We start from the raw sequence: 13,424 nt of genomic DNA on the forward strand, positions 1-13,424 counted from the left end.
AATTAATTTTGTATAATTTAATATAATTAAAATAGTTTTATTATAGATAAATATCAAGTAAAAATATTTTATTTTATTCAATATTTTTTCCAGTTATATTAATGCCTAACTGTTCAATTCTGTATCGCAATTTAGCACGCGAAATTCCTAAAATTTTAGCTGCCTTTATTTGATTTCCATTGGTGATTTTCAAAGTCTGGATAATCAAATCACGAACAACATTTCCCATAGGAGCACCAGTTTTGGAAATTTGCAGGAAGTGCTGACCATCAGCAAGTTCAATAGTTTGTTTCCCAGGAATTTGCACGCTTGTAGTTGTAGATTTGAGAAAGCTTAGAGATTCTTTTGTGATTAAATCATTAGATTCGAGAAGAACTACGCGTTCGATTACGTTGCGGAGTTCTCTTACGTTACCTTTCCAATGATAATTATTAATAATTTCAACGGCTTCTGGTGAAAAACCTTTGATATTTTTGCCAAATTTAAGGTTGAATTCATTAACGAATGCTGTTGCAATTTTTAGGATATCAGCGCCTCGTTCGCGAAGTGGTGGCAAAAGAATACGGGCAACATTCAAACGGTAATAGAGGTCCTCGCGGAAAGAACCTTCTTCGACTAACTTTTCTAAATCTTTATTTGTGGAAGCGATAACCCGCACATCAACGGATATTTCTTTTGACCCACCAAGACGGTAGTATTGCCTTTCCTGCAAAACGCGAAGTAATTTCACTTGAAGTTCGAGGCTAAGTTCAGCAATTTCATCGAGCAGAATTGTTCCGTGATGAGCCTGTTCGAATTTACCTTGCTTAATTTTTTCTGTGGCACCGGTAAAAGCACCACGTTCATAACCAAAGAGTTCATTTTCGGCAAGTTCGCGTGGGATTGCACCGCAATTAATAGTAACGAAAGGACCTTTTGCACGTGGTGAGTTTTCGTGAATAAAGCGAGCCATCAATTCTTTTCCTGTGCCTGATTCGCCAAGAATAAGGACGGTAGTATCATCGGCACGAGCGACAATTTTTGCCATTTCGATGGCTTTCAGCATTGCCTCGGACGAACCTAAAATCTCACTTGGTTGGTCTTTTTTCAATTGTTCGGATAGAATATCAACTTGACGTCGTAAATCAAAGTTCTTCAAAGCACGTTCGACGGAAACTTCAAGTTGTTCGAGGTCGAGTGGCTTTACGATAAAATCTTCTGCCCCGAGTCTCATTGCACGAACTGCCATTTTAATATCGGAGAAGGCAGTCATAATGATTACTGGCATTGAATAGCCTTGCTTCCGAAGTTGCTCTAAAATATCAAGTCCGTTGGCGTGCCCCAAAAAGATGTCGAGAAGAATTAAATCAGGCGAAATCATATGGAGTTCGTCAAGTGCCTGATTTGCATCTGTAAAGGTAACCACTTTTGAGTATTTGCTGGAAAGAATACCTTTTACCGTCTGATTGACTAATGGGTCGTCCTCTATTACTACTATTGTGTAATTATTTTTGAACATTCTAAACCTTCATTTATTATTACAAAAATCATTCAAATTGTTTTGGGACGGGCAGTTTAACATAAAAAGTAGTGCCCACACCAACTTTACTTTCGACATCGATAACTCCACCGTGTTGGTGCAAGATTCTTTGAGTGATAGGCAATCCGAGCCCTGTCCCGTCTGGCTTTCGAGTAAAGAATGGATTGAATATTTTTGACAAATCTTCGGGAGTGATACCGACTCCATTATCAGTAATCGAAACAACAACCATTTCACCTTCATTGTGCTTCAATCCAGCTTCGACATAAGTTTTAATAATAATATTGCCTTTTGTTTTGATTGCATCGGCAGAATTTGTGATAAGATTAACGAAAACTTGTTGCAATTGCTTTTCGTCGGCAGCAACAAGAGGCAAATCATCTTGAAGTTGCAATTCAACAGTAATTTCTTTTCGTTTAAGAACAGAAGCAACTAATTCGAGTGTAGTCGGAATAAGAGAATTTATATTTACTTCTTTAACGTCAGGAATTGTTGGACGCGAGAAATTAAGAGTAACTTCAACAATCCGGGAGATGCGTTCTACACCTTGTAAAGCAGTATTAACATAGTCGAATTCAGGTGCATTCTCGGATATATTACGTTTAAGAATTTGAAGATTTAAATTTACTGCTGCAAGCGGATTTCTTATTTCGTGAGCAACACCAGCGGAAAGTTGGCCCAAAAGAACAAGTTTGTCCGCTTGGACAAGTTTATCAGTTAGAGCGTGTTGTTCACTAACATCTCTTGCAATTGCCTGAATTAAGTTTTTCCCGTCATATTGAACAAAGCGAGCGCTTACTTCAACCATAAGGCTTTCATCATTATTAGTCTCTAAGGAAAGTTCGCTAAGAACCATTGGGGAGCTCGATTTCTGCAGTAATTTAAATATTCGCCGAAATTGAGGGAGAGTTGAGCCGATGAGCTCATCACGAGATATGCCAAGAAGGGTTGCGGCATATTCGTTTGCATCGAGTATGCACCAAGTTTCAGGTTGTACGATAAAAACGGCATCTGATGCATTATCGAAAAAAGATTTATACCAAGAAAGTTGTTTTTCCAAACGTTCGACTTTTGCTTTTAATGTTTCTCTTTTTTTTTCGGATTTTGCCATATTACTTCTTTTCTTTTTTCACATTAGGATTAATGTTTGTGCTATCCTGGGTATTCTCATTTTTTTGAAAAGGGACAAGTTCCTCAGGCTTAAGGTTTTTCAATTTATTATATTCTTCTGATGGTTGTTCGATAATTGTTTCGACAGCTTTTTTCAATAAATTTTCGGGTTTAAGCATATCTTTTAAGTTTTCCTGCTTTGGCAAATTTGGGTTGAAATTGGGGTCGTGAAGTTGTATTTCCTTTTTCTGGTAGATTGTTTTTTCTCTATCGAGAAGATATTCTGGTATTGGTTCTCCACTGCGAACAGCAAGAAGATATTCAACGCTTAATTTTACATCTTTTGCATAATCAGAATTTGGATATTTTTCAATTAATATGGAATAATATTTCAAAGCACTATCTGGCATTGATTTCAAACGTTCATATATCCAGCCAATATTATATAACGCTCTTGGAGCTAAGAATGAATTTGGATAATCGAGATATACTCTCTGAAATTGTTTTATAGCAAAATTATAATCTCCGAATTTCATTAAATCTCTGCCAGAAGAATAAATTTCTTCGACTGTATCTTGAGCAAACGCTCGGGTGTAGCCTAAAATTTTCATTGCTTCTCTGCCGTATTCGGTTTTTGGATATTTTTCAACAATTACTTCAAGCAAAGAATCAGATGTTCTCAGATCAGAATTTCTCCAATGGTGTGAAACGACATAGAGATAGCGAGCAGAAGTTGTATCTCTTTCGGGGGAAACAACCATTGCCAGGTTATAATAGTAAAGCGAACTATCAATGTTCTGAAGTCGAGAGTGGACGCGTCCAAGTTCAAACAGATCATTAGCTAGAATTTTGCGAGAAGTGTCTTGAAGGGTTTCGCCGCGTTTCAATCTTTCGAGAGCATCTCTTGTTTTAGTTTGATAAGAATCCCAAGCATTTAGGATCTGATACATTTCATCAGAGAAATTATTTTGGACATTTCTCGAGGCACGACCGCGAGCGAAGTACATTCGGGCTTTTGTATAGTCATTTTTTAAATAGAAGTCTATTCCTCTCTCGTATGCGAAAGCAGAAGTAGCAGGATTGACATTATACAATGAATCAGCAGTACGCTCAAATTGAGCGATTTTTTCTTCATCATTATGATAACGAGCGATTTGCATTCTTTGAGTATGGACAAAGACACGCCATTCACTAAATTTACCATCATTATCGAGATAGTTGAGGATTTTTTCGGCTTCATCGGTTTTCCCAAGTCGTATAAGCGAGGCTGCTCTATATAAATTAGCTTCGAAAATTCCTAAATAATCTGGTTTATATTTCAAAACGTTTGCGAATTCAATTTCAGCACGTTCGAACATACCCATACGGAAAAGAAGCGAGGCAAGTTCGAGTTGCCAGCGGGCTTTCATTTCTTGGTTGTCTGATTGAGCAACAGCCTGCAAATACGGTTTAAGAGCCGAGGGCAAATCGTTTTCGTAGAGAGCAAGTTCGGCTTCAATTCTGAAAGCATCTGAAAGAATATCGTAACGCTTTTTCTGCCAGGCAATATCAACTGTTCGGGAAAGGATGATTCGGCCGGCATAAAATTTTTGCTGAACCAATAGATTTAGGGCAAGCAGTAAATGAGCATCGGGCGAGAGCTTACCATCAGGGAATTTATCGATAAGTTCGCTGCATTTTACTTGGGAAGGTAACCACTCTTCGCGATAAAAATAAGTTTTTGCCATCAAATAAAGTACATCTTGGATGTAATCGCTTTTTGGTTTATACGCTAATATTTTTGAACCTTTGATAAGAATCGAATCGAGCTTTGCGTTGACGGGTTGGCGTTTAAATCTATTTATAATAAATTCCTGCAAAAAATCGGGCATCCCGCTTCTACGGGGAATTTCGATATTCACAGGCTGAACCGGTATTAGAACTCGTGGTAAGATCCGCTTTTTTTCTTCTTGATATTCAAATTCTTCTTCTGATTCTTTCAGCAGGCGATTTGCGTTGTAGTATGTATTGAAATATGCAGTAAAATTATCATATCTGAAGCAAGAACTAAGCGATATGAGTAAGAAAACCAGCAATAATTGCTGAATTTTTGCTTTTGAATTCATTTTAGAATTTCTCAATAATACAAAAAGTTGTAACTATTTTCATATTTACCAATTATTTATAGCAAAAATAACAAAATGGCGAATATTCTACAAACAAATATTTTACGTTTAATTAATTAATATATTTTATTTAATAATTATTCGAAATTAAAGTTTATTTGGTATTTATTAACTCCTGTAAGTCAAAAAACACTTGTGTTGGAGTAATTTTTCTCATACAATTGAAGTGTTTTTGGGGGCAATTAGAACGCCCAATATGACTACACGGGCGGCAGTTGAGAGTAATTTGCGAAATTTTATATTGAACTCCGTATGGTGTAAAACCAAGTTCAGGGACAGTAGAACCAAATATGGCGACAATGGGTTTTTGGAGAGCTGAGGCAATGTGCATAAGCCCGGTATCATTGGAAATAAAATAGTGGCATTCATTAATTTTTTGGATTGTATTGGGAAGCGGCAATTTCCCGGTGAAATTTTCAACATTGAGATTATATAAATTGGTGATGAGATTTGAATTATCGACTTCATTTTTATTGCCGAATAAGTAGAATTTTGCTCCGTAGTGAGAAGAGATGAGTTTCATCAGTTCGGCAAAATTCTCGGGGAGCCATTGCTTAGTAAAGTGTTGAGCACCGTGAGCAATGCCAAAAATTAATTTGTCGTTTTTTTGTTGGGGTGTATCACTATTTTGAAGAAAAATTTCTGTATTGTAATTCTTATTGACCACATTAAGTTCAGCGAGTGTCTCGAAATACCTATCGACTACGTGTTTTGGTGAGCGAATAAGTGATTTTAGATAAACAAGAGAAAGTTTATAAAGCCTGTACTTGTTATAGCTAATTTTTTTCTTGTAAAGTCCGGAAAGAAGGGACTTGCTACGCAGGTTGTTTTGCAAATCTATTGCAATGCTGTATTTTTGAGAATTGTTTGCCAGAAGGATTTCCTTTTTCAGAAAATTAATTTTGTCTTTTTGGTCAGATTTTTCGAAAACGAACAATTTATCGATAAATGGGTTGCTTTCGAGCAGGCAAGCCATTGGTTTTGTAGTTAAATAAGTAATTTTAGTATCAGGAAGTTGCTCTTTGATAGCACGAAGAATCGGAGTGGTGAGGACCACATCGCCAATGGAACTAAACCTCGCTATTAATATATTGTTTTTTTCAAATAATTTCATATATTAATAAATTGATATTTATACAAATTAATAAAAATACGAATAAGATTTAAATATAAAATATAGGGAAAAAAATGAACTTCACGTTAGAAAACCAGAACAATATTGTGATTTTCCGTTTGAAAAATTCTAATGTTGATGGGCAAGTGGCAGCTCAGCTGAAAGCAAAGCTCTTGATTGTTGCACAACCCGATATTGAAGCATTAATCATTGATTTATCACCCGTGGAAGCAATAGATAGTTCAGGGCTTGGGGCGTTGTTACTTGCACACAGACAGCTCAAAGATTATTCAATTCCCGTAATTCTCACGGGTGTGAAAGATTTTGTTCGGAGCTTGATGAATATCACTCGAATTGACGAGTTATTTGAATTCTACGATACAGTTGAAGAAGCACTTGAAACTTTTGTAAAAGAAGCAGAAGAATAGAAATGGTTCTCACACCTGATAATTCAATTGTATTGATAATAGATATTCAATCTAAGTTGTTGCCGCATATATATCAAAATGATGAATTAATCAATAATAATGCAAGATTGATTAGTGGATTAAAGTTATTGGAAGTACCAATAATTATTACTGAGCAATACCCCAAAGGACTTGGGAAAACATCAGATAGATTGATTGAAGTGCTGGGTGATGATTACAAACCAATCGAAAAGGATACATTTAGTTGTTTAAGTTGCGACGAAGTGTTGAATTTGCTGCGCCAATCAAGAAGAAAGAATGTAATAATCACTGGGATCGAGGCTCATATTTGCGTTATGCAAACGGTTCGAGATTTGATTGCAAATGATTTTAATCCGTTTGTAGTTGTAGATTGTGTATCGTCGCGAAAATTATTTGATAAAGAATATGGTTTGAAAAGGATGCTAAGAGAAGGTGCTTTCCCAGCAACATATGAATCGGTGCTGATGGAGATAGCAAACACTTCTAAACATCCTAATTTTAAAGAAATATCAAAAATAATAAAATAAAAAACGAGCATAAAGAGGGAATAAATGAGATATACAGTTGCGGAGTTAGACGAAAGCAACCTTCACCATAATATTTCCCAGATAAAAAAATTTGCACCGAACTCATCAATAGTGGCAATGGTGAAAGCAAATGCTTATGGTCACGGGATAGAGTATTATGCTAAAATTCTGCGCAATGAAGGCATTGAATATCTTGGATTTGCTTTTGTCGATGAGGCTATTGAGGTGCGAAATTTAGGCGATAGTGGGAAAATGATTGTGCTTGTGTCAGCTCAGGAAGATGAAATTGATAAATACCTTGAATTCAACATAGAAACGACTTTTTCGAGTTTCGATATAGCAAGATTATTTTCAGAAAAAGCAAAAGCACAGAGCAAGACTGTCTTTGCTCATTTATTTGTAGATACGGGGATGCATCGCGATGGAGTTGCCCCCGAGCAAGCATTAAAATTCATTGAAAAAGCAGAAGAATTTGGGAATATTAAAATTATTGGGATTTGCTCCCATTTATCTACTGCTGATAGCGATGATTTAGGTTTTGCGCTGGAACAAATGGAACTATTTAACCGAACTATTGAGTATATAGAAAGCAAAGGATATAAATTTAAATATAAACATCTTTCGAATAGTGCAGGGCTTGTCAATATTCCCTGCAAAGCGTGCAATCTTGTTAGACCAGGTATTTCACTGCACGGATTGATGAGTACTCCTGAGCTGGCAAAAAAGATGGATTTGAGACCAGTACTTAGTTGGAAATCAAAAGTTCAATTGATTAAACCGGTAAAAAAGGGTGAAACAGTTGGGTATTCGCTCAAATATATTGCTGAGAAAGACACAAATGTAGCTGTTGTGCCGATTGGTTATGGCGACGGGCTTCTGCGAAATTTAAGCAACAGAATGCAATGTTTGATTAATGGAAAAAGGTACAACCAAATTGGTACAATTTGTATGGACGAATGTATGTTCGATATTGGCAATGATAATGTCGGGGTGTTAGATGAAGTTGTGCTAATTGGGAAACAAGGCAGCGAAGAAATATCCGTTTATGAGATTGCAGAATTAGCAGGAACAATTACATACGAGGTAACAACATTAATTACCAAGCGGGTGCCACGCATTATAAAAAAATAATTATTTTACTTTTTTTATAATTGAATTAATTGTAATTTTGTAGTTCGATTTTTATCAAAGCTTACGGGTGATTATTATGCCAAAAATGAAAGCAAGCGGTTCTGCAAAGAAACGTTTTGAAATCACAGGGAGCGGCAGGATTAAACGTAAGAGAGCTTATCACAGCCATATTCTTACGAAGAAATCTCCAAAACGCAAGAGATTACTTCGTACGACTACATTAATTTCGGCAGTTGATGAGCCAAGAGTAAAACGTTTGCTTGCGCTTTAATTTTAGGACGAATGGGGTATCGAAGCTCTCCCTAAGTCCATATTTTTTTTGTTTAATTATTAAGGATTTTTATTATGCCAAGGTCAGTCAACAAAGTAGCTTCGCGTGCCAGACGTAAGAAAATGTTAAAGCTCGCCAAAGGTTACTGGGGGCGTCGTAAGAATGTCTGGACAATTGCGAAGAATCACATTGAAAAAGGTTTGCTCCACGCATATGTAGGCAGGAAATTGAAGAAACGCGAGTACCGCAGTTTGTGGATTGTTCGCATCAATGCTGCTGCACGAATGAATGGGACTACTTATTCTAAATTGATACACGCACTTAAAGAAAAGGGTGTAGTAATCAATCGCAAGGTTTTGGCTTACTATGCAGCTAATAAGCCAGAAGTTTTTGCTGCTATTGTAAAGCAAGTAATATAGAGTTTTCTGTTTTATAAGAAGCTGTCTTATAGCCTTCGGAAGGATTGAAATCTTCCGAAGGTTTTTATTTTAATCATCTCATTTGCATATAAATATCAATGAGGCGAATTCTCTCAAAAGCAAAAAAGAGGTGCTATCTCATAACCTTCGGAAGGTTGCGGAAACTTTCCGAAGGTTTCTCTTTAAAACATTTATCGTAATATCCTCATATTTCTTATATACTTTTGCGTTGGGGTTTCTAGTACATAGTAATACAAGCCCGGTGCAATATCACCAGCATTCAAAATGACTGAATAGTTGCCTTGATTCCTATATTCTTCGAAAACAATTTTAATTAATTGCCCGGTAAGGTCGTAAATTTTCAAGCTGGTAAAGCCTTTTTCGAGTAATTCAAAATCAATAGTGGTTGAAATCGAGAAAGGATTAGGCCGATTTTGAGCTAAGCCGAAATTACCGGAAATAGGGTCGAAAAGTCGAGGACCGCCTTGATTACAGTACCCAGTTAGTTTGAAAGAACCGTCAGAAGTAATGAACTTAACTTTAATATCTTCAAGTGGATAAATATTAAAGAGCTTAAGAGCAGTAATAGTATCATTACCTGTTCCGATGTTGAATTTAATTGAGAAATGGTTTTCCGACAGGCGACCGTCGTATGGGATTACAAATGTAATTGTTCTATTATACATATCAATTACATCATCGACAAAAGTGCCAATCGGAGCAAGCATAGTAGAATTGAAAGATAAGCTGGCTTTGATATTGTTAAGTTTCAAAAGTTTGTTATCAGAAAGGTTTGTGATTTTTATTGGTAAATCAACGGATTTGCCACTCGCTCCAGAAATATTTCCAACCTCGATAAGCAAACTATCAAGAAGGACACCCGTAGCGTTGCCGAATAAATTAATAAATAGAGGTACTTTGGAACCACTGTGCCTAATAGCAATAACGCCGTTGCTTCTACCTAAGTTGTAAGGAATATATCTTAAATTCAAATCGAGTGCATGGTTGGCAGAAAGGACAAAAGGAGTTTTTGGGAAAGACAGAATTTTAAAATATCGGTCAGTTGGACCTGTAAAGAAAATACTATCAATTATAATATCACTTTGAGATAAATTTCGAATAAAATCGGTAAGAGTAGTGTCGCGATAATCATTAATATCAAGAGTACCAAAATCGACAATATCGCTTAAAGAGGTTAAGCCATAGTCAATGCCACGACCTTTGATTTCAACATAAATAGTATCGCTGGGAATAACAATTTTTGCATAAATTCTTTTTTCACCAGGAGTTTTAGGCTCAAATCTAATAGAAATGTTCAGTAGTTCATTTTCTTTAAGAATAAATGGGGTTCTGAACTTATCAATAATCTGGAACTCATTTAAATCCGGGCCAAAGAAGGTAAGCTCTTTTATTTGAAACTTAAAATTCTTTGAATTTCTGATAAAACCTTGAGTTTTTACAACAACATCATTAAGATAAACATCGCCGAAATCAACGCTAATTGTTTCAATTTTAGCTTTACCAATCGAAATGTAACAATTGATGGTATCCATTTGGAGATCTCGCTGGTTCAAGTTCCATATTTTAGCAGTAGAATCCCAGCTGGCAGTAAGAAGACGCGAGCCATCGAAATTGAAAACGCTTGTCATTACGGGTTTTGTGTGTTCGCGGAAAATGTGCAGAGTGTCCTTGCCATCTAATCCTTTAGGAATAGAGCCATCTCGAGCAATCCATCGACGAACAGTATTATCAGTTCCTGCAGAAAGAAGATATTCTGTATTATCGTCAGGATTATAAAAGAAGGATAAATAATTTATAAAGACACGAGTAGTATCATCAACTTTATGTTGAATTTTGTATCTTAAGCTTTTATCATTATTATTAATAATAACCGCAGAATTATCTGGATCATTGACAGCAGCAATCAACGAACCATCCGAATTGATAGCACCATTTCTGGAATAAGAAATAGTTTGCCCTGGGAGTCTTGTATCAATAGTATTAATTTCATTCCCATTTAAATCATAAAATTTAGTTCGCCCGGACTGAGTAGTAATCATAATTCTGCTACCAGCAACATCAAAAGTAGCATAGAGCGCGTAATCATCGCCGTTATATCCTATTTTTTTGATTAGCCCACCATTCAAATACCAGATAAATAAGCTCCCATCTTTTGTAGTTGAAACAAATCGTTGATTTAGTGGACAGACTTGAACATTTAGCACTTCAGAATCTTTATTATGCAAGAATATTCCTTCTAATTTTGAGTTAGAAAGGTTATATTTATATATATAACCGTCTTTAACGGCAACAAGAATAAAATTCCCAGTTTTATCAAAAACAGCATAATTCACTTTATCCGAAAAAGTAAAAGTAGCTATTTTTTCGCCATTATTAGAGTTCCAAACAACAACAGTTGAATCATCGGAGGCAGTAACCACTTTATCGCAAATAGTATTGAAAAAAGCTGAATTCACTGAATTTCTATGTTCCAAATTCAACGTTCTACCAACGTTATTGGGCCATAGCTGAACAGCACGAATAAGTAAATTATTAGTTTCCATGTCTGGGACAACCCATCGATAGCTCAAATTTTCTACATTTTTAGCAAGAGCATGCCAATTTTTACCATCATTTATTGAATATTCGAGCTGAATGATATCTTTGGGGAGCAATCCATGCCAACGAATATCAATAGTATCGCCAACAACAAGTGTTTCGCCGCATTTTGGATTTACTATTTCAATGGTTTTTACTTTTGGGGGACGATTTGGAAAGCCACCAGTGATATAAATTTCATTTCCACTGCAAGCATTTGATTCAATAATTAATCTTGTAAATACAATAGCAGAATCTAATGGAGAGTATCTTATTGAAATAGTATGAGATTGGTTCTTCGAAAGAACAAATGGATTAGCGACTGCTCCAGCAACAATTGAAAATAATGGGTTTTCAGTTTGAATAGAATTTATAGTTATATCTGAATTAATAGCCGTAATTGTAATATCCTGTGTAAGCGATTGACCAATTGGAACTGATGAATAGCTCAAATAGGAAGGATTTGATTGAATTGTCGGTTTATCCTTATCGATAACATCAAAATTAAATTCATCAAAATAACCACTCGAATTATCAGTAAGTCGAATAGTATGATTTTCCGAACAGTCGTAATTACCTATAAAATCAATACTACAAGGTTCGGAGCCACGAACGAGATAGAATAAAGAATTAACAAGAGGAGTAATATCATCAAGGTTTGTAATATTATCGAAGCAAACTCCATTGGTGGATTTACATAATTCAATTATTTCAGCAGGAGCTTTTGATCCGAAGTAAATAAAGAATATTGAGATACTATCCCGAATAGCAATTTCGGCAATATTATTTACTTGGAAATCGGCAACTCCTTGAGTTGCAATAATTATAGAACGTTTTGAACTACCAAGTTTTGCAATATTGAGCGAGCCAAGTAAATTATAAATAAACCCTTTATTTATTGATGAACTTGTTGAGGAAGGAATTGCGTTTATTGCACGTGAAAGCGAAGTATAATTATTAGAAAAATCATGATTTAAAAAGCTTCGGGTATCAAAAGAAGTAACAGCAATTTCGTTGTCTTTTTCACACATCAAAAAACTTAATGTATCGAAAATTCTTTTAGCAAGTTTCATATATAATTGGCTGTCGTCACCCAAAGAAAGAGCTTTATCGAGGGAAAGAACAAGAGAGCTTTTAATAATATCAGAGAATTCGCATTTTATGCTATTAATATTTAATGCTGCACCATTATCAGATAGTGCATAATTATTTCTATCAGGGTTTACAATTAATTCTCCATCGGCAGAATAAGCAAAAAAACGTAGTTTCAAAGACGGATAATCGGAATAGGAATAATCTACTATCTTTAAAAAATTCTGGCTCTGCACAAGAGTACTTGATAGTAGAAATAGCAACGAAATAATAAAAACTCTTCTCATTTTATCCCCCCCAACCTCAAAATTGGGTCTTATAACTAATTAACATTTCAAATAAATGAGCAATAAATATACCAAAAATAAAAATAATTTTACTTTTTTCAAGTTTTTTTTATTGTTATTTATATTTAATTTATGTAAGTTATTCTATTATTATTCTCAATAGTATAGGTAAGTTATGTCAGTAGAATTAATTATTATTATTGCTGTCCTTTTATTAATAGTAATTCTATTCAATTCATTAATAGCTAAACGCAATGCTGTAAACAATGCATTTGCTGGAATTGATTCATATTTGAAAAAGCGTTACGACTTAATTCCTAATTTAGTCGCTGCAGTACAGAAGTATATGGAACACGAGCGCGGTTTGCTCACCGAGATTACTGAGCTTCGCTCGCGTGCAATAAGCGGGAATATCTCCGATAGCGAAAGAGTAGAACTTGATAACAAAATAACACATGCTTTGGGTGCAATCAATATAGCAGTCGAGAATTATCCTGATTTGAAGGCAAATACAAATTTTCTTCAACTTCAGGCTGCACTCAATGAAGTAGAAGAGCAACTTTCTGCTGCACGCCGTGCATACAATGCAGCAGTGAATTCCTACAACAATGCAGTTCAAATGTTCCCAACAAACTTAGTTGCAATGATAATGGGCTTCAAATCACGTCCATTTTTCGAAGCAAGCGAAGCAGAACGCCAAAACGTTAATGTTAAAAACTTATTCAATAGTTAGAGGAAATTC

At 35.4% G+C, this 13,424-nt stretch carries 11 protein-coding genes; 6 read left to right on the forward strand and 5 right to left on the reverse strand.

Features of this window, described 5'->3' with window-relative positions; translation table 11 throughout:
* Nucleotides 1-73: 73 nt before the first annotated feature.
* From AC6QZF_RS01260 to AC6QZF_RS01275, 4 genes are all read right to left on the reverse strand, one after another.
* Nucleotides 74-1,498: a sigma-54-dependent transcriptional regulator gene (locus AC6QZF_RS01260; protein WP_499798071.1), complete on the reverse strand. Its 1,425-nt coding sequence runs from the start codon at nt 1,496-1,498 to the stop codon at nt 74-76.
* A 28-nt stretch (nt 1,499-1,526) separates the two neighbouring features.
* Nucleotides 1,527-2,630 (reverse strand): two-component system sensor histidine kinase NtrB, encoded by a 1,104-nt coding sequence (locus tag AC6QZF_RS01265; protein ID WP_499798072.1) that lies wholly within the window; start codon nt 2,628-2,630, stop codon nt 1,527-1,529.
* Nucleotide 2,631: 1 nt separating this feature from the next.
* Nucleotides 2,632-4,734 carry a tetratricopeptide repeat protein gene (locus tag AC6QZF_RS01270; RefSeq protein WP_499798073.1) on the reverse strand — a complete coding sequence of 701 codons (2,103 nt, stop codon included), beginning with the start codon at nt 4,732-4,734 and terminating at the stop codon, nt 2,632-2,634.
* Between the two features lie 154 nt (nt 4,735-4,888).
* A complete protein-coding gene (locus AC6QZF_RS01275) occupies nt 4,889-5,908 on the reverse strand; it encodes a glycosyltransferase family 9 protein (RefSeq protein WP_499798074.1) in 1,020 nt (339 codons plus the stop codon).
* Between the two features lie 74 nt (nt 5,909-5,982).
* Here AC6QZF_RS01275 and AC6QZF_RS01280 point away from each other — a divergent pair, with 74 nt between their 5' ends.
* The 5 genes from AC6QZF_RS01280 to rplT all read left to right on the forward strand — a co-directional run bounded on the left by AC6QZF_RS01280 (nt 5,983) and on the right by rplT (nt 8,705).
* Nucleotides 5,983-6,336: an STAS domain-containing protein gene (locus tag AC6QZF_RS01280; RefSeq protein WP_499798075.1), complete on the forward strand. Its 354-nt coding sequence runs from the start codon at nt 5,983-5,985 to the stop codon at nt 6,334-6,336.
* A 2-nt stretch (nt 6,337-6,338) separates the two neighbouring features.
* On the forward strand, nt 6,339-6,884 hold the full coding sequence (locus tag AC6QZF_RS01285; RefSeq protein ID WP_499798076.1) for a hydrolase: 546 nt from the start codon (nt 6,339-6,341) through the stop codon (nt 6,882-6,884).
* A gap of 24 nt (nt 6,885-6,908) precedes the next feature.
* Nucleotides 6,909-8,015 carry an alanine racemase gene (gene alr / locus AC6QZF_RS01290; protein WP_499798077.1) on the forward strand — a complete coding sequence of 369 codons (1,107 nt, stop codon included), beginning with the start codon at nt 6,909-6,911 and terminating at the stop codon, nt 8,013-8,015.
* Nucleotides 8,016-8,091: 76 nt separating this feature from the next.
* Nucleotides 8,092-8,286, forward strand: a complete 195-nt coding sequence (gene rpmI / locus AC6QZF_RS01295; protein WP_499798078.1) for a 50S ribosomal protein L35 — start codon at nt 8,092-8,094, stop codon at nt 8,284-8,286.
* 74 nt (nt 8,287-8,360) lie between these two features.
* The gene (rplT, locus tag AC6QZF_RS01300; RefSeq protein ID WP_498368323.1) at nt 8,361-8,705 is read left to right on the forward strand and encodes a 50S ribosomal protein L20; all 345 of its coding nucleotides are present in this window, start codon (nt 8,361-8,363) and stop codon (nt 8,703-8,705) included.
* 191 nt (nt 8,706-8,896) lie between these two features.
* Here rplT and AC6QZF_RS01305 read toward each other — a convergent pair whose 3' ends face one another.
* Nucleotides 8,897-12,682 (reverse strand): WD40 repeat domain-containing protein, encoded by a 3,786-nt coding sequence (locus tag AC6QZF_RS01305; RefSeq protein WP_499798079.1) that lies wholly within the window; start codon nt 12,680-12,682, stop codon nt 8,897-8,899.
* A gap of 175 nt (nt 12,683-12,857) precedes the next feature.
* Between AC6QZF_RS01305 and AC6QZF_RS01310 the strand changes: the two genes are divergently transcribed.
* Nucleotides 12,858-13,415 (forward strand): LemA family protein, encoded by a 558-nt coding sequence (locus tag AC6QZF_RS01310; RefSeq protein WP_499798080.1) that lies wholly within the window; start codon nt 12,858-12,860, stop codon nt 13,413-13,415.
* Nucleotides 13,416-13,424 lie beyond the last annotated feature (9 nt).

Origin of the sequence: Eximiradius sp. (assembly GCA_937127445.1) — a bacterium.
GTDB lineage: Bacteria > Bacteroidota > Ignavibacteria > Kapaibacteriales > UBA2268 > JAKIZO01.